This is a genomic window from Streptomyces sp. NBC_01431, from assembly GCF_036231355.1.
Taxonomy (GTDB): Bacteria; Actinomycetota; Actinomycetes; order Streptomycetales; family Streptomycetaceae; genus Streptomyces.
In genome coordinates, this window is record NZ_CP109496.1 from 330,902 (window position 1) to 347,476 (window position 16,575).

14 protein-coding genes are annotated in these 16,575 nt (G+C 69.1%); 5 read left to right on the forward strand and 9 right to left on the reverse strand.

Annotated features, from left to right (window positions below; genetic code table 11):
* Positions 1-1,150: 1,150 nt before the first annotated feature.
* Positions 1,151-2,251, reverse strand: coding sequence for a methyltransferase domain-containing protein (locus OG522_RS01755; protein ID WP_329461117.1), 1,101 nt, complete (start codon positions 2,249-2,251; stop codon positions 1,151-1,153).
* A 546-nt stretch (positions 2,252-2,797) separates the two neighbouring features.
* Positions 2,798-3,487, reverse strand: coding sequence for a DJ-1/PfpI family protein (locus tag OG522_RS01760; protein WP_329461118.1), 690 nt, complete (start codon positions 3,485-3,487; stop codon positions 2,798-2,800).
* A gap of 98 nt (positions 3,488-3,585) precedes the next feature.
* Between OG522_RS01760 and OG522_RS01765 the strand changes: the two genes are divergently transcribed.
* From OG522_RS01765 to OG522_RS01775, 3 genes are all read left to right on the forward strand, one after another.
* Complete coding sequence (locus OG522_RS01765) at positions 3,586-4,554, forward strand: GlxA family transcriptional regulator (protein WP_329461119.1); 969 nt, start codon at positions 3,586-3,588, stop codon at positions 4,552-4,554.
* Positions 4,555-4,753: 199 nt separating this feature from the next.
* Positions 4,754-5,044 (forward strand): hypothetical protein, encoded by a 291-nt coding sequence (locus OG522_RS01770; protein WP_329461120.1) that lies wholly within the window; start codon positions 4,754-4,756, stop codon positions 5,042-5,044.
* Between the two features lie 167 nt (positions 5,045-5,211).
* On the forward strand, positions 5,212-5,346 hold the full coding sequence (locus OG522_RS01775) for a hypothetical protein (RefSeq protein WP_329461121.1): 135 nt from the start codon (positions 5,212-5,214) through the stop codon (positions 5,344-5,346).
* A gap of 190 nt (positions 5,347-5,536) precedes the next feature.
* Here OG522_RS01775 and OG522_RS01780 read toward each other — a convergent pair whose 3' ends face one another.
* From OG522_RS01780 to OG522_RS01795, 4 genes are all read right to left on the reverse strand, one after another.
* Positions 5,537-5,821 carry a hypothetical protein gene (locus OG522_RS01780; protein WP_329461122.1) on the reverse strand — a complete coding sequence of 95 codons (285 nt, stop codon included), beginning with the start codon at positions 5,819-5,821 and terminating at the stop codon, positions 5,537-5,539.
* A gap of 83 nt (positions 5,822-5,904) precedes the next feature.
* Positions 5,905-6,117 carry a hypothetical protein gene (locus tag OG522_RS01785; RefSeq protein ID WP_329461123.1) on the reverse strand — a complete coding sequence of 71 codons (213 nt, stop codon included), beginning with the start codon at positions 6,115-6,117 and terminating at the stop codon, positions 5,905-5,907.
* 90 nt (positions 6,118-6,207) lie between these two features.
* The gene (locus OG522_RS01790) at positions 6,208-6,738 is read right to left on the reverse strand and encodes a GNAT family N-acetyltransferase (protein WP_329461124.1); all 531 of its coding nucleotides are present in this window, start codon (positions 6,736-6,738) and stop codon (positions 6,208-6,210) included.
* Positions 6,719-7,240, reverse strand: coding sequence for a hypothetical protein (locus OG522_RS01795; RefSeq protein ID WP_329461125.1), 522 nt, complete (start codon positions 7,238-7,240; stop codon positions 6,719-6,721). The genes OG522_RS01790 and OG522_RS01795 overlap by 20 nt, the downstream gene beginning before the upstream one ends.
* A 599-nt stretch (positions 7,241-7,839) precedes the next feature.
* Here OG522_RS01795 and OG522_RS01800 point away from each other — a divergent pair.
* Positions 7,840-11,802 carry a Pls/PosA family non-ribosomal peptide synthetase gene (locus OG522_RS01800; protein WP_329461126.1) on the forward strand — a complete coding sequence of 1,321 codons (3,963 nt, stop codon included), beginning with the start codon at positions 7,840-7,842 and terminating at the stop codon, positions 11,800-11,802.
* A gap of 479 nt (positions 11,803-12,281) precedes the next feature.
* On the opposite strand, the gene OG522_RS01805 is transcribed toward OG522_RS01800, so the two are convergent.
* Positions 12,282-13,202, reverse strand: a complete 921-nt coding sequence (locus OG522_RS01805) for an EamA family transporter (RefSeq protein ID WP_443074813.1) — start codon at positions 13,200-13,202, stop codon at positions 12,282-12,284.
* A 52-nt stretch (positions 13,203-13,254) separates the two neighbouring features.
* Here OG522_RS01805 and OG522_RS01810 point away from each other — a divergent pair, with 52 nt between their 5' ends.
* Positions 13,255-13,791: a MarR family winged helix-turn-helix transcriptional regulator gene (locus OG522_RS01810; protein WP_329461128.1), complete on the forward strand. Its 537-nt coding sequence runs from the start codon at positions 13,255-13,257 to the stop codon at positions 13,789-13,791.
* Positions 13,792-13,901: 110 nt separating this feature from the next.
* On the opposite strand, the gene OG522_RS01815 is transcribed toward OG522_RS01810, so the two are convergent.
* Together OG522_RS01815 and OG522_RS01820 are read right to left on the reverse strand one after the other, a co-directional pair.
* Positions 13,902-15,110, reverse strand: a complete 1,209-nt coding sequence (locus OG522_RS01815; protein WP_329461129.1) for an NRAMP family divalent metal transporter — start codon at positions 15,108-15,110, stop codon at positions 13,902-13,904.
* Between the two features lie 86 nt (positions 15,111-15,196).
* The gene (locus OG522_RS01820; protein ID WP_329461130.1) at positions 15,197-16,543 is read right to left on the reverse strand and encodes a magnesium transporter MgtE N-terminal domain-containing protein; all 1,347 of its coding nucleotides are present in this window, start codon (positions 16,541-16,543) and stop codon (positions 15,197-15,199) included.
* Positions 16,544-16,575: the final 32 nt, after the last annotated feature.

Below are 16,575 nucleotides of genomic sequence, written 5' to 3' on the forward strand. Positions count from 1 at the left end.
CCCAGGCGGTGGCGCCCGCGTCTGGGGCCGTCTTCAAGGGCGAGGACGAGATCGTGCGGACCCTGCTGGCGCATGGAGCGGACCCCTCTGCCGGGGATCCGTCCGCCATCGAAGCGGCTGGCATCTTCGGCCGACAGGACCTGGTGGGGCTATTCAGGGGCGAGTAAAAGAACACCCCCCTGTAGGCGTTCCGCCATTTCCGGCGCCGGAGGCCTAAAAGTGGGCTCATGGAAGGTGCCGTGACCGGCGGGGGATGACCGGACGTGTGAGCAACAACAGTCACTGGGTACAGAACGGGCGTCTCCGACCACAGCTCCAGCCGCACGGGCTGTCCGGCCTGGCTGTCGACACGGTAGTCATCGGCCGCCGACTCGACAGCCGCCCAGAATCCTGTGGGGCCACTGAAGGAGGGCGGGGCGTCCACGGCGATCTGCGTGTCATCCCGGATGACGTCCCACGAGGTCCGGCCGGAGTGGCCGGCCATGCCGACGTACTCACACATCCGCTTGTAATCACGCTCCGTCTTGGCCAGCACGCCATCACTCGGGAGCACATAGAACAGCTGACGAAGCGAGACAGGAACGCGGTCGCGGTAGCGGTCGAGGACGCCTTCGACCGCCGTCAGCACCCGCACCGTCTCCCGCTTCGGCCGCCGCTGCGGCTGCGGCCCGCGCACCCGCCTGTCCGGCATCACAACCCCGCTCACACACCGAAAATCCGCCGTGGCGTACTTTCCCCACAATGCGGTGGCGCTCACACCGTGGCAGCCAGTGCCAGGCGGACGGCTTCCACAGAACCGATCCGGCTCCGACTCGTTGAACAGCCCGCCTCCCCCAGTAGGTGCATCGCCCGCAGGGTCTCGCCATAGCGGGGCCCTTCGGGCGTTCCCTGCCCGCCAAGGAGCCACCCAGCCCGGCCCCGCGCGGTCCGGCCCCGCGTCCGCGCAACCAGACGCTTCGGCTGCCGAGGTCTACGGGGCCGGTGCCGAGGGGACCTCGGCCGAGACGTGCTGCGGGCCGTGAAACCGGGAGAAGGAAGCCTCGGTCAACCCCGCGCGCAGCGCGCCCCAGCCGATGCCCAGGGGAGAAAGACACCTCCCTCCCCATGGGGAAGGAGGTGTCGGCACGCTCAGATCGGACGTCCTGATGCATCAGCCTGGCAGCGCGGCCCTGTCTGGTTCGTCGAGCCACAGGTGCTGTCCGTGGTGGTCGAAGGTCAGGCCGTAACGAGTGGGGTGGGGCTGTCCGGCTGTTCGCCATGTGGTGTAGGCCGCCACGACGTCGTTCCACAGGTTCCTCCGGCCCCAGATCGTGACGGCGTCCTGGTCCCACCAGTCGGCGAACCGGACGATCGTGACGGACTCGCTGGTGTCGTCGCGGATCTGGGCCTGGCGGCTTCCGTCGGCATCGTTCCTGATGTCGACGCTCAGGTGAGGGACGTACAGGCCGATGCAGAAATCCTGTGCCCAGGTCCGGTCGAGTACTTGGTCCGGGTCGATGGGTGAGGCCTGCATGGTGTAGGTGTCCGCGTGCGCGGTGGACAGCGCAGGACGTTGGGAGCGAGCCCACATGTAGGAGGCCGATCCGACGAACCGGCCCGAGGCGACGCCGCCTTGGACGTGGAGTTTGAGGAGCCCGCCGCCGGCATACAGCGTGTTGAAGGGCGTCAGGATGATGCCGTCGTCGGCTGTCTGTTCTCTCCACGCGGTCGGGATGGTGCGCAGCGACGCCGTGTTGATGATCCGGTCGTAGCGTGCGTTCTGGGTGCAGTCGGCCAGACCGTCACCGGTGATGACGTCCGGCTCGTACCCGGCTTGTTTCAGGTTCCTGGCCCCCCACGCCGCCAGGGCCGGGTCAATCTCGACCGTGGTCACCCGGTCCGCGCTGACCCGTTCACACAGCAGCGCGGTGTGATACCCGGAGCCGGTACCGAGCTCAAGGACCCGGTGGTATGGCTCAAGGCCGAGGTGATTGAGCTTCTCGAAGACGATGTCGAGAGCCGAGATGCTGCTCGTGTAGTCGCCCCGGGCCGGCCCCTCTTGCGGTGTGCGGCCGTCGTCGATCTGCGTGATCAGGGAACGGTGGGTATCCCACACCGCTCGCTGCCAGGAGTCGGTGTCAAGGGACCGGTCCACGACGGGAAGCAGGCCCTGTTCATCGGGTTGGAGCGCCCAGAACCGTGAGGGCGCGAAGCTCTCGCGATCAACAGCATCGAACGCGGCACGCAGCCATGGCGACCGGAAGACGGCCATAGCCTCGAGTTCCCTGCCGGCCACGGCACGGTAGTCCATCGGCCCAGCTACTTTCCGCCACTGCCGTCAGGACTCGGTGGAGTCGGCGGCGGCGTCCACGGCTTGATGGGAGCAGGGTCGCCTTTGTGCTTGCTGTCGGGCACTGCCGCCTCCTCACGAGCCGTAAACCGGCCGGGTCGATGAGACCCCACAGTGACATCACCCAGCCGCCTTGAAAAGGACACGTCCGCCGCCACCCGCCGGCCCACACGCACTGAGAGCTCCTGCTGGCTTGCGCGTCTCGGCTCTCGTGCTTGGCCCGCCCCGACAGGCCCTTCATCGTGAACCATCCAGGCCGGTATGGCTCAAGGGTGGGCCGGAGGCTTGGGAGCCGAGCTGACTGCTTGACCGCCATAACATCTACGAGGGATGGGGTGCCCCGATCCTGGGTTGACGCCACGCTCGACCTGCACCGGAGTGGCCGCGCGACCGTCCGCGCCCAATAGTCATGCTTCCGGGTTCAACGTGGTGCGGCACCGGGCGGGGGCCTTCGCCGCCGGGCGATGCTCAGGATGTCAGGCGGGTCAGGAGCGCGGGATGCTCTGCCAGGGCCGATTCCACCATGGCCTGGGCATGGGGCCTGAAGAAGTCGAGGTCGGCGGAGTGCCAGTCGATGCCGCCCAGAGGTGGCTGCGGGTCGTACTCGATGAGGAGCTGGACAGTGCGGGCGGTCTGCTCACCCGCGAGGCGCTCAACCAGGTGGAGGGCCATATCAATACCGGCCGACACTCCCGCGGCGGTGATCACGGGACCGGCCTCGACCCAGCGTTCGGCGACGGGCGTCGCGCCGAACTTGGCCAGCAGGTCGCGGAATCCCCAGTGAGTGGTGGCCTGACGACCGTCGAGCAGGCCGGCGGCACCCAGGATCAGCGAGCCGGTGCACACCGAGCCGACTACCTCAGCCGTTCGCGCGGCCTGGCGGATCCAATCCAGCAAGGGCTCGTTGGCCAGAGCGGCGAGGGTCGGCTCGGTCCCTCCTGGCACGATCAGCGCGAAGGGCTCGGTGACCTGGTCGAAGGTGTGACTCGGCGTCAGCGTCAGCGGGGTGTCGGTGTGCAAGGGCGCGAGGTCCTGTCCGACGACGACCACCTCGAACGACGGGTCGATCTGGGCCAGCGCCGACAGCACCTGGAGCGGCCCCACCAGGTCGAGCGGGGTGATGCCGGGATAGAGCACGAAGGCGAGCGTCTTGGTCATGCCGTCACCTTCAGCCTTTGGCCATGGCAGTGCCAAGGGCAACAGCGATCAGGTCGGAATTCTTGGGATACATGTCATTCCGACATAGGGTCGCGGTCATGGAGGAACGAGTGGTGGTCCTCGTCGGATACGACGAGGCCGAGTTGCTGGACATCTCCTGCGTGACGACAAGCTTGACCACCGCCAACCGGCTCGGAGCCAGCCCCGCCTACGCCGTGAGCGTGGCCACCCCGGGTGGCCACGCGATCACCTGCGACTCGGGGCTGACGCTGCAAGGCCAGCGGTCCCTGGAGCGGCTGCGGGGGCCGCTGGACACGCTGATCGTTTCGGGAGGGTTCGGCCATGAGGCCGCAGCGGACAATCCTCTGATCGTCGGCCATGTCCGCCGCCTGGCCCGGGAGAGCCGCAGAGTGGCCTCGGTCTGCACAGGGGCAACCATCCTGGCCGCCGCTGGCCTGCTCAATGGAAGACGCGCCACAACTCACTGGCGGTATGCCGAGCAACTGGCCTTGGCCTACCCGGAGATCACCGTGGATCCCGCGCCGATCTACATTCGCGACGGAAGAGTGTCCACAGCGGCGGGCGTCACCAGCGCCCTGGACCTGACCCTGGCCTTCATCGAGGAGGACCACGGCGCGCGGTTGGCGCGCGCCGTGGCCCGGGGCCTGGTCACCTATCTGCAACGGCCCGGCAACCAGGCACAGATGAGCATGTTCACAGCCGCCCCAGCACCCACGAACAGCCTGGTCAAGCGAGCCGTCGACCACATCACCAGCCACCTGGCCGACGACTTGAGCGCACCCGTGCTGGCAGCCGACGTGGGGGTGAGCGAACGCCACCTGACCCGCCTGTTCATCGACCATGTTGGAAGAGCGCCAGGCCGATTCGTCCGCGACGCGCGCACCGAAGCTGCCGCTCACCTGCTGACTTCCACCTCCCTACCCGTGGCAAGCGTGGCGGCACAATGCGGCTTCGGAACCGCCGAAACGCTCCGCCAGGCATTCGTCAGCCGTTACGGGACACCTCCATCGCACTACCGGGCAACACACAGCACATCGGCTACCTGACGGCAGCACGACACTCTCCCGACCAGGAAGTCAGAGTTGGGCACTGCACCCGACGTCCAGACCCAGGCATACGGACAGTTCCAATGCCCGACTCCACCATTGCGGGGCAGCCAGGAACGACGGGGTTAGGCCGTCGACCGGGTCACCGCCCTGCAGTTCGACCGTCGCGGGCAACCGCGTCTGGCGCAAAGCACAGGCGATGCTGGACTCCGAACATGTACGGCGGGCCATCGGAGAAGTCCCCACGGCCTACGGCATCTGCCTGGAACAGCACAACCTCGTAGCTGCCTGGCAGAGTTGCCCGCTTCGCATCCGCTGCGTCGGCTGCGACGACTTCCACACCGACGTCTCCTGTCTTCCCGACCTGGAGCGCTACCTCGCTGACCTCCTCCGGAGTCGCGAGCGACTCATACCGACGTTCGAGGCCGACGACTGGGCCCGCAGCGAGGCCATACCTTCGAAGAGGAGATCCGCCGCATCCGCCGCCTGATCATCCAGGTCAAGGCAGACCTGCACAACCTGTCAGAAGAAGAACGCGCGCCCAGATCCATCCGTCGCCGTGGTCCGCCGCGGCCGCACGGTGATGCTGGGGATACCCCGCATGGGCATGCCCCGCGTCGGCCAGCCACTTCCCGAGGTCAGGCCCTGGAGGCTGCCATGATCCCCGTCATGCGCGACGGCTGCCAGGCAGACGCCGAGCGCCGCCGCCAACGAGTGGCCACAGCGGTCAGGAACGCCACGAAGAACGGCACCCCGATCAGCATCTCGGCTATCCGCCCGGCAGAGCTCTGAACCACCGCGGCTGACCACATTGAGAACCGGGTCGCGACCGGCTTGGCCGCGACCCGGACACTCACAAGGCGCCGCGGCACGTCACCGTGCTTCTTCACGCATTCCGTGCGCAGGGCTCAGGCGCGAGGCGGCAGTAACCGCAATTGCGGTGCCGGCAAGGGCAGCGCTGACCCATGCAGCATGTCGGTAGTCACCCGTCGGCCCCAGTCGCGGCGCCGGCGAGCAGTGGTCCCAGGAAGGCACCGGCGTTCAGCGCCACGGTGGCGAACGCCCCGTTCAGGGACGGGGCATCGGCCGCGACATGCATGACACGGTTGACGAGGGTCGATCCAATTCCGAACGACAGGCCGCCCTGGACAACCGCGACGATGAACAGCGGCGCTGTCTGCGTGCTGGTCATGGCCAGTACCGCCCACCCGGCAGGCAAAGCCCACATCGCGAGGACCATGCCTTGCCGGAGCTGACCGTCGGCCATAAGACCGGCTGCATTCACTCCGATAAAGGCACCGACTCCGAACGCGGCGAGCAGTCCACGTGGCCTTCGACTACGCCCGCGTTTCAGGGCAGTGCGAGGTCGGCGATGACCGCGGCGCGATCTCGGTCGATGCCGGCGGCGAGGGTATGGAGGCCCTGGGTCTCGACGCCGTCGATCTGCAGCCGGATACCCTCCGCCTCGGAGTATGCGAACACGTCCGCCAGAGTGTGCAGCCGGATATCAGAGCGGTCGGGCACGGCGAAGCCGCGCGCCGCCGGCAGCGGGCGACCGATCACCAATGGGTGTCGTTGGTTCTGCGGAACTGTCTGAGCTGGGCACCTCGCTGCGGAAGAGCTACCGCAGCCAGCACAGCACCGGCCCGAGCATCAGGGCCTCAGCAGTCCGCCCACCCACCAGTCGTGCGGCTTGCCATCGTTGGCAATGCCGCGATTGCGCAGTGTCCCTTCTACCGTGAAGCCGAGTTTCTCGGCGACCGCACGTGAGCCGGTGTTCCCGGCCATGGCCCACCACTCGATGCGGTGCACGTCGAGCGTGGCCCAGCCCCAGTCGCACAGGGCCCGAGCGGCCTCCACCGAAAAGCCCTGGCCGCGCTGCTCGTTGACCGCCCAGTAACCGAGTTCCCAGACGCCGCGGCTGAGGAGGGTCAGGCAGTACGAGCCGACCAGGGCACCGGTGTCCTTGCGGAACGCGCCGAGGGTGCAGTCCCTGTCCTCGGCCCACTGCGCGGGCAGCTTCTCGCCGACGAGCTTCTCCGCGTCCGCACGCCGGTACGGCACCGGCACCGGGGTGTAGAACTGGATGTCCTCGTCCTGGCAGGCTTCGTACACCGCATCCACGTCAGCAGCTGTGAAGGCCCGCAGCACCAAACGGTCGGTCTCAAGAGTCACCGGATCCATTGCGGAAGTATGAACACCATCGGCAATCGGCGACCAGCGAATTTCCGCCTACCGCCGCACCACTGGGCCCTCGGCCGGCCCAGTGGCCGTCGCAACACCCTGTTCCCGAGAGGGAGTTACGCCTACACCCATCACCAATCGCGGGCGAAGCCGTTGGCTTCACCTCTGCCACGTGAGTGGCGGACATGGTCTGCGCGTGGTGGTCGGCCACGCCGTCTCGCAGTCCGTCACGAATCGAGTTGTGGAAGGCGCGGAGGGCCCGCAAGTAGGTCAAAGCCGCCTTGAGGACCACAATGGGAGCGCAGAGCTCGAGCTGGTGCCGTATCTGATGGCAGCGCGCGAAGACCACGTTGGCGGAGTTGAAGTAGGAGCCGTGCTCATCGTCCGGCTCGTCATCGCCGCCGAAAGGGCTCCAGAAGGTGAGCAGCAGGTCCGGCGCGACGCATGACGCGGGGTCCTCGTCGTCAGCGGCGATGGCCGTGACGTTGGGGATCTGGGTCACGACCCGGCAGGTTGGCCTCGACCTTCAGCACGCGCCGAAGGCACAGCGCGGCCGGCGCACTGCCATCGGTGGAGTTCGGACGGATCATCAGCGAGAAGCGTGCTGAGGCCCGTTCACGGCTCAAGCCGCATCGACGAAGACTCCACGCTCCCAGGGGATTGCCAGATCGCCTTGCCTCGCCACGGCGTCGACGCCCTCTTCGAGGACCCGCACGGAGGCGAGGAATGCGCGGTGGACCCGGCGGCCGCCATCGGCCTCGATTCGTAGGTGATCGGAGCGTCGGCACGACCGCCGTCGCCGCACCGCGTTCGGCGAGTCGCCGGCCCGGCCCAGTGGCTCGAATTAGGCTCATCACCGTAGGTGTAGTGGTTCCTGACCTCCGAGGAGCCCACAAAAACAACGCCGGACGGACAGAAAACCTTCATATGAGAGTTCGATGAAGAGCCCCTACTCGGCGTAATCTCGCCGGCGGCGTCCGTTAGCCTCGGCAGAGGATCGACGCCAACGCGGTCAAACGTTCGATGTGCGTCCTGCCCCTTGGCTGCGGCACCACGAGTTCCGCGCCATCTCCCGAGTCGCAGACCAGCAAGAAAAGACTGATGGACGTCATCGAGAACCGTGGTTTGGCCGCTGGCGCGATCTGGCCCGTCGCTTCCGCTCCTCCCGTCCGGACCCTGCTCGACATCCTGGTGACCTCCGCCGAGGCGTACCCGCATGCCCCCGCCCTGGACGCGGGCGGCACCGTGCTCGACTACCGGACGCTGATGCACGAGGTGAACGAGTTCGCCACGCGGCTCGCGGCGTACGGGGTCGGCAACGGCGACCGGGTCGGCGTCCGGGTGCCGTCGGGCACCTCGGACCTGTACGTCGCCATCCTGGCCGTGCTGCGGGTCGGCGCCGCGTACGTGCCGGTGGACGCCGACGACCCCGACGAGCGGGCCGCGATGATCTGGGAGGACGCGCAGGTCTGCGTGGTGCTCGGCGCCGGCCGGAGCATCACGCCGAGCCCGACCGTGCGCCCCGGCGGGCGGCCTTCCTGGCCTGCCCCGGACGACGACTGCTGGATCATCTTCACCTCCGGCACCACCGGACGGCCCAAGGGCGTCGCGGTCAGCCATCGCGGCGCCGCGGCCTTCGTGGACGCCGAGGCCCGGATATTCCTCCAGGGCGCCCCGGTCGGACCGGGCGACCGGGTGCTGGCCGGCCTGTCCGTCGCCTTCGACGCCTCCTGCGAGGAGATGTGGCTGGCCTGGCGGCACGCCGCCTGCCTGGTGCCCGCGCCGCGATCGCTGGTCAAGACCGGCACCGACCTCGGCCCCTGGCTGGTCGAGCGCGGGATCACCGTGATCTCCACCGTGCCCACCCTGCTCGCGCTGTGGCCGGTGGAGTGCCTGGAGCGGGTCCGCCTGGTCATCGTCGGCGGCGAGTCCTGCCCGCCCGACCTGGTGGAACGTATTGCCTCGCCGCATCGCGAGTTCTGGAACACCTACGGCCCGACCGAGACCACCGTCGTCGCCACCGCCGCCCAGATGTTCCCGGGCCAGCCGGTCCGCATCGGCGCCCCGCTGGACGGCTGGGAGATCGCCGTCATGGACGAGCAGGGCCACCCGGTGGCCTGGGGCGGCACCGGCGAGCTGGTGATCGGCGGCGTCGGCACCGCCCGCTACCTGGACCCGGCCAAGGACGCCGAGAAGTACGGCAGCAACCCCTATCTGCACAGCCCGCGCATCTACCGCAGCGGCGACCTGGTCCGCGCAGAGCCCGACGGCCTGATCTTCGTCGGCCGCGCCGACGAGCAGGTCAAGCTGTCCGGCCGCCGGATCGAACTCGGCGAGGTGGACGCGGCGCTCCAGGCTCTGCCGGGCGTACGTGCCGCCGCCGCAGCCGTCCGCAAGACTCCGGCCGGCGGCGAGCTGCTGGTCGGCTACCTGGTGCTGCACCCAGGCGCGCCGTTCGACCCCCCCGCCGCCCGCGCCTTGCTGCTGGAGCGGCTGCCGCAGGCGCTGGTCCCGGTGCTGGCCACCGTAGACGGGCTGCCGACCAAGACCTCCGGCAAGGTCGACCGCAACGCGCTGCCCTGGCCGCTGGCCACCTCCGGCCCGGACCCCTCCGCGGCGGGCCCGCGCCCGACGGGCACGGCCGGCTGGCTGGCCGAGCAGTGGGAGGCCCTGCTCGGCATTCCGGTCGGCGCCGACGGCGACTTCTTCGCGCTCGGCGGCACCAGCCTGGCCGCCGCCAAGCTGGTCTCGGTGCTGCGCACCCGCTGCCCTGGCATCTCCGTCGCGGATGTCTACGCCCACCCCGGGCTGCTCGGCCTCGCCGCCAAGCTGGACGACCTCAGCGGACCGACCCGGCAGGAAAGAAGGGTGCGTCCGACCCCGCGCCGGGTTGGCGTGATCCAGTTCCTGGTTCTCGCCGTCCTCTACACGATCAGCAGCCTGCGCTGGGTGATCGGCCTTGCGGCCCTGGACAACCTGACCTTCGGCACCCTGCGCTGGGCGCCGCACACGTCCTGGTGGGTGATCCTGGCCGGCTGGTTCCTGCTGTCCAGTGCCCCCGCCCGCTTGGTGATCGGCGCCGGCGCGGCCCGGACGCTGACGGCCGGCATGAAGCCGGGCAGCTACCCGCGCGGCGGCTCGGTGCACCTGCGGATCTGGACCGCCGAGCGGGTGGTCACGATGTTCAACGTCGCCTCCCTGATGGGTACTCCCTGGGCCGGACGCTACGCCCGGGTGCTCGGCTGCCGGGTCGGCAAGAACGTCGACTTGCACTCGATGCCCTCGGTGACCGGCCTGGTCAAGCTCGGCGCCGGCTGCTCGATCGAGCCGGAGGTCGACATCACCGGATACTGGCTGGACGGCGACATCCTGCACCTCGGCGCGCTGGAGGTCGGCCCGGAGTCCCGGGTCGGCACCCGCTCCACGCTGCTGCCGGGCGCCAAGGTGGGCGCCTGGGCCGAGGTCGCCCCGGGCAGCTCGGTGCTCGACCCGGTCGCCGACGGCGAATACTGGCACGGCTCCCCCGCCCGGCCGTCGGGCCGCCCCGCGAACGGCTGGCCCGCGCCGGACCACCGACGCTCCCGCTTCTGGGACCTGATGTACGGCGCCGCGCTGCTCGGCCTCGGCCTGCTGCCGCTGATCGCCGCTGTGCCGTCGCTCCTGCTGCTGTACCCGCTGATCGACACCGACAAGACGCTCATCCCCGCGATCGTCCAGATGATCGTGGCCACGCCGCTTCTGGTGCTGGTCTCGTTGGCCACCTACTCGCTGCTGCTGATCCTGGTGGTCCGGCTGTTCAGCGTGCCGATCAAGCCCGGCTACCACCCGGCGCACGGCAAGGTCGCCTGGTGCACCTGGATCGTCTCCAGCCTGATGAACGGCGCGCGCGGCACCCTCTTCCCGTACTACGCCAGCCTGTTCACCCCGGTCTGGCTGCGCCTGCTGGGCGCAAAGGTCGGCCGCCGGGTGGAAGCGTCCACCGTGCTGACCATCCCCAAGCTGATGCGGGTGGACGACGGCGCCTTCCTCGCCGACGACACCCTGATCGCGCCGTACGAGGTGCGGGGCGGGTGGCTGCGGATCGGCGCCTCCCGGGTCGGCCGCCGGTCCTTCGTCGGCAACTCCGGCATCGTCGGACCGGGCCGCGAACTGCCCGACAACGCCCTGGTCGGTGTGCTCGCAGACGCCCCCGAGCGGTCCGAGCCCGGCTCGTCCTGGCTCGGCCGGCCCGCCATCGCGCTCCCCCGGGTCGCCGACGGCGGCGACCCGAGCCGTACCTACGACCCGCTCCCCCGGCTGATGCTGGCCCGTGCCGTGGTCGAGCTGTGCCGCTTCCTGCCAATCGTCTGCACCGCGCTACTCGGCGATGTCGCCTTCGGCGCGCTGCAGGACGTGGTGGACCGTTTCGGCTTGACGGCCGCGGTGGCCGTCGGCGGGCTGATCCTCATCGGGCTCGGCGTGGTCGCCTGCGCGATGACAACGCTGGCCAAGTGGCTGCTGGTGGGCCGGTTCAAGGTGGCCGAGCACCCGCTGTGGTCCAGCTTCGTGTGGCGCAACGAGCTGTACGACGTCTTCGTCGAGGAAGTCGCGATGCCCTGGCTCGGCAGCACACTGATCGGCACACCGTTCCTGAACATCTGGCTGCGCAGCCTGGGCGTGAAGATTGGCCGCGGCGTATGGTGCGAGACGCACTGGCTGCCGGAGACCGACCTGATAACGCTGGGGGACGGCGTGAGCGTGAACCGGGGCACGGTGCTGCAGACCCACCTGTTCCACGACCGCGTGATGCGGCTGGACACCGTCCACCTGCAGGAGGGTGCCACCCTCGGCCCGCACTCGATCGCGCTGCCCGGCTCCCTCCTCGGGACGGCCGCCACGGTCGGCGCCCATTCCCTGGTGATGCGCGGCGAGGAACTCCCGGGCGGCACCCACTGGCTGGGCAACCCTGTCGCCGCCTGGCCCTCCGGCAGCCCGCAGGTCCAGGCCCAGCACCGGCACTCGGCGGGCCGCCACCGCAGCCGCCGCCAGGGCCGGGCGTCAGCCCGCCAGCGGGTCGGTGTGTAGGGAGAGCGAACAGCGGCGCGCGCGGACGCTCGGTCAGCAGTGCCGTTGCTGCGTCGCAGTTTCATCCCGTTGGCCCGGCGGCTCAGGTGAGTAGTTGGGCGGCTTTGACGGAGCGTCGGCAGAAGACGCGGTGTCGGTCGCGGTGGCGCGTGAGGAGTCCGGCTCGGCCTTCAAGACGTTCGCCAGAGAGGTGCCCGGCACGTACTGCATACGATCACCGGCTTGCCGTCGCGCTCGACGCGGTCGTACACCGCCACGATGCGCCTGTTCGTCCAGCCCGTACTTGCCACCGGCTATGTCCCCGATTGCCACACCGGGCAGGACAAGCGGAAAGTGACGCGCAGTCAGGGCTAGCGGGGAGACTACCTCGTTCATCACGGGAGTCCAGGTCTCGATGGGGTGATGACGGGACTCGACTCGTACACGCCTCCTGCCGCAGCGCCTGAAGTTGACAGCACTTCCGGGAGCCCCCGGCGTCCTTACCGGGGACCGCAGGCAGAGGGCGTTGGCGCGGGGCACTCGTCGGAGACGGGAGGGGCAGGTGGCCGGCTGCTGCCGCGTCGGCTCGCGCGTGCGGGCCGGCCAAGGACAACTCCCGTCAGGACCAGGCCCAGTCCGCACAGCTGTTGGGCGGTCAGAACCTCTGCGGCGAGTGCTGTGCCGAGCAGCACGCCCGTGACGGGGTTGAGCAGTCCGATCAGACCCACTGTGCCCGCGGGCAGGTGCCGCAGCCCCGTGAACCAGGCGGCGAAGGCCAGCGCGGTGGCGACCAGGGCGACGTAGACGAACGCGGTCAGCGCCGACGCGGAGAGCGCGGGCGGAGGGCCCTCCATGGCGGCGGCGGCCGGGAGCAGGAACAGACCTCCGGCAGTGAGTTGCCAGGCGGTCGAGGCGAGCACGTCAGCGTCGGAGCTCCATCGTTTGGCCAGGATGTGGCCGAAGGACGACACCAGCATGGCGGCGGCAGAAGCGAGGATTCCCGGCACGCTCACCCCGTCCGCTCCCGTGAGCAGCATGAGACACACTCCTGCGACCCCGATCGCGGCACCGGCCAGGTGGGCGGCCCGGGGCCGCTCGGACACGACGGGCCAGGCGATGAGCATCATCGTCAGCGGGGACACCGCCATGACGGTCGAGGCGATGCTCGTGGGGAGCAGCTGAGACGCAACGTAGACGAGCACGAAGAACACACCCACATTGAGCAGCCCGAGCACCGCCGATCGCCACCACCACGCGCCACGCGGCCGTTGCCTGCACAGAGCCAGCAGGACGAGGCCGGCGGGCAGCGCCCGCAGAGCAGCTCCGTACAGCGGGCTTCCCGCGGGGAGGAACTCGTGCGTGACGAAGTAGTTGGTCCCCCATGCCACCGGCGCGACCGCGGTCAGCACCACCCAACGCATATTAGCTTCCATGGAAGACAATATAGCTTCTCGGGAAGCTATCATGGGCTCCATGGAAGACTGGGAACCGTTGGACCGCGTGGCCCGCATCCAGACCGACTGGCGCCGCGAACGGCCTGACGTCGACGTCTCCCCCCAGGGAGTGATCGGCCGACTGCACCGCCTGGCGGACCAGCTCACCGAGGAACTCTGCCTCGTCTACCGCCGCTACGGCCTGAGCGAGGGAGAGTTCGACGTCCTGTGCGCGCTGCGCCGCGCGGGCGATCCCTACGAACGGGCACCCGGCGAACTCGCCGCGCACACCATGGTCACGACAGGCGCGATGACGAAGAGGATCGACCGCCTGGAGCAGGCCGGACTCGTCACTCGCCGCCGCTCCGACAACGACCAACGCGGCCGGATCGTCGCCCTCACCCGCCCCGGACGTGAACTGATCGACCGGGCGTTCACCGACCACATGCGCAATGAACGCTACCTACTGGATCTGCTGACTCCCGCTGAGGCCGAGACGCTCGAATCACTCCTCACGGCCTGGCTCTCACGCATGGACAGCAGCCGGGGACAGGATGTGAACCCCCGCGAGCTCTGAGTTACGAGCCCGGCGAGCTACCGGGCTGCTCCACCCGGCGCGGGTAGTTTCGCCCTCCGGTTATGGCGCGCCGCTCAGCCAGGGCGCCCTGTCGTGCTGGTGGTCCGGGGTCAAGCCCAGCCGAACCAGCTCGCGATCGTCTGGATGAGCAGGATGGTGGACATGGCGGCTACGGCGAGAACGACGAGCGCAGCGGCGATGCGGTAGCGCGGTCCGTTGACTGCGGAGCCGAGTACGGAACGGCGGTTGGTCAGGACCAGTAGGTAGACCAGGACGATGGGGCTGATCAGCCCCTGAAGTACTTGGGTGCCGATGAGGAGCTGGATGACGTTGACGGGGGTGAGGGCGACGGCGGCGCCGAGGATGATCTGCGCGGTGAACAGGCCCAGGAACAGGGGTGCGTCACGGAAGCGTCGGGAGACGGAGCGCTCCACCCCGGCGGCTTCACCGATCGCGTAGCTGGCTGACAGCGGAACTACGGCTCCGGCCAGGGCGGACGCGCCGATCAGGCCGAACGCGAAGAGGAGTTCCGCGCCTTGTCCCGCGACGGGTTCGAGTGCTTGGGCGGCTTGGGCGGCGGATTGCAGGGGGCCCTTGCCGCCGATGACGGACGCGGTGGCGATGATGATGGTCAGGCTGATGAGGCAGGCGAAGACCGCGCCCAGGACCGCATCGGCACGGATCAGTTTGTAGTCCTCGGGCTTCGCGCCGCGGTCCACGACTCCGGCGGCCGCGTAGAACTGCATGTAGGGACTGACGGTGGTACCGATCAGCGCGACCGCGAGCAGGATGAACGCCTGGCTGCCCTCCATGTGCGGGATCGCCAGGTGGGAGCTGACCTGGCCCCAGTCGGGGTGGCCCAGGACCATGGCTACGGGATAGGCGAAGAAGGCCAGCGACATGATGAGGAAGATGCGCTCGGCCCAGCGGTAGGAGCCGAAAAGCACGAGGGCCCACAGCAGCAGCGCGGCTGGAGGGATGACGGCCCACTTGGGTACGCCGAGGAGTTCGAAGGCGGCGCCGATCCCGGCGAATTCAGAAACGACGAGGCCGGTATTGGCCAGTAGCAGGCAGAACAGGGCGAGTGCGGTCAGACGCAGGCTGAACTGTTCGCGGATCAAGGCCCCCAGGCCTTTGCCGGTGTGTGCGCCGAGCCGAACCGCCATCTCCTGGACCATGACCAGGGCGATCGTGACCAGCACCATGAAGAACAGAGTGCCGTAGACGAACTGGGAGCCGGCCGAGGCGTAGGTGGCGATGCCGGCCGCGTCGTTGCCGGCGTTGGCGGCCACCAGCCCCGGGCCGGCGACCGCCGACACGGCGACAATCTTCCGCCAGCCCCTGCGGGATGTCGGTTGCACCGTGCTCCGAGGAGCGACGTCCGCCAGGGTGTCTGCGTCGCTGGTCACTGCAAGAACCTCCGGAAGTGGCGGCGCCCGCGCTCGGGTAGGAGCGCGTCGAGGATGTCGTCGGCAAGCATGCGTCCCAACGGTCTCTCGTTCTCGTCGACGACCAGGAGAGAGGAGGCGCGGGAGGAGAGCAGGTGGTCGGCGACCTCGTCGACGGGGGTGCCGGGAGGCACAGCGATCTGCGGTCCGAACTGGGCGAGCCAGTCCACCGCGTCACCCATGGTCGAGGAGTCGTCGGCGACAGTGAGGTGGAACAGCGGGATGTCCGCGATGAGCCGTCCGTCGGTGTCGACGACGGCCACGGCGTCGATCTCGGTGCGGTGCTCGGCCAGTTCGGCGAGCTGGCCGCGGACTTGGGCGATGCTGTGCTCACGCAGGGCGGTGACAAGCCGCGTGGTCATGGCGCCGCCCGCGGTGCCCTCGGGGCGGGCCAGCAGCCCGCGCAGGCCGGTCGCCTGTCCCGGGGCCATGCGGTCCAGGAGGTTCGTGCGCTCGCTTGCGCCGAGGTCACGCAGCGCGTCGACGGCCTCGTCGGGTTCCATTTCGCCCAGCATCTGTGCGGCATAGGAAGGGCCCGCCTCACGGAGAAGGTTCTCCAGCTCACCGGGCTCCATCTCCTCCAGCGCATCGGCAGCGTGAGCGGGCTCAAGCCAGGCCAGCAACTGTTGGCGTTCCGCGCGGCCAAGATCCTCCAGTACGTCGGCCAGGTCCGCCGGCCTGAGCTGGTGCAGCGAGGAGCGCGTGCCGCGAAGGCTGACCTCGGCCGGCCCTTCAGTGGCGTGTTCCGCGAACGGGGCCACCGACTGCCAGTCCAGTACCCGCTCGGGGGTGGGCCGAGCCTGCCAGCGCCGCGGTCCCAGCCTGCGTAGCAGCGTGGGCAGCGAGACATCTACGCCCACCAGCACGATGCGTTCGGCCAGCGGTGCCAGATACAGATCAGCGGCGCGGGTGACCTGGACACCGTCCACGTCCACCAGTTGGTGGTCGAGCACGTCGCGGGCAAGCAGCACCTCACCGGGGCGACGCTTGTACTCACGCAGGTCCATCCGTGCCGTCCGCAGACCGACCCGCCCGGCGGCCACCTGTTCAACGGCATCAACCTGCAGGAAGGCGCGTCGCCGTCCAACACGGATGACCAGACCGGTCACCGGCGGGTAGGGGTCCGTACCGTACAAACGGGCCACCACGTCGACCACCCGCCCGACATCGTCGCCTGCCTGGTTGGTGACCGGACCCCCGACCAGACCTGCTACCGATACCAGCGAGCCACGCACCGCTCTGGCGGCGGTGGCACGCCGTGCGAGCTTGACGCGACGGTCGCGCAGAAGGGCGGATGTGGTCATGCGGAGATGGTTTGCAGACAAGGCGAGCTCCC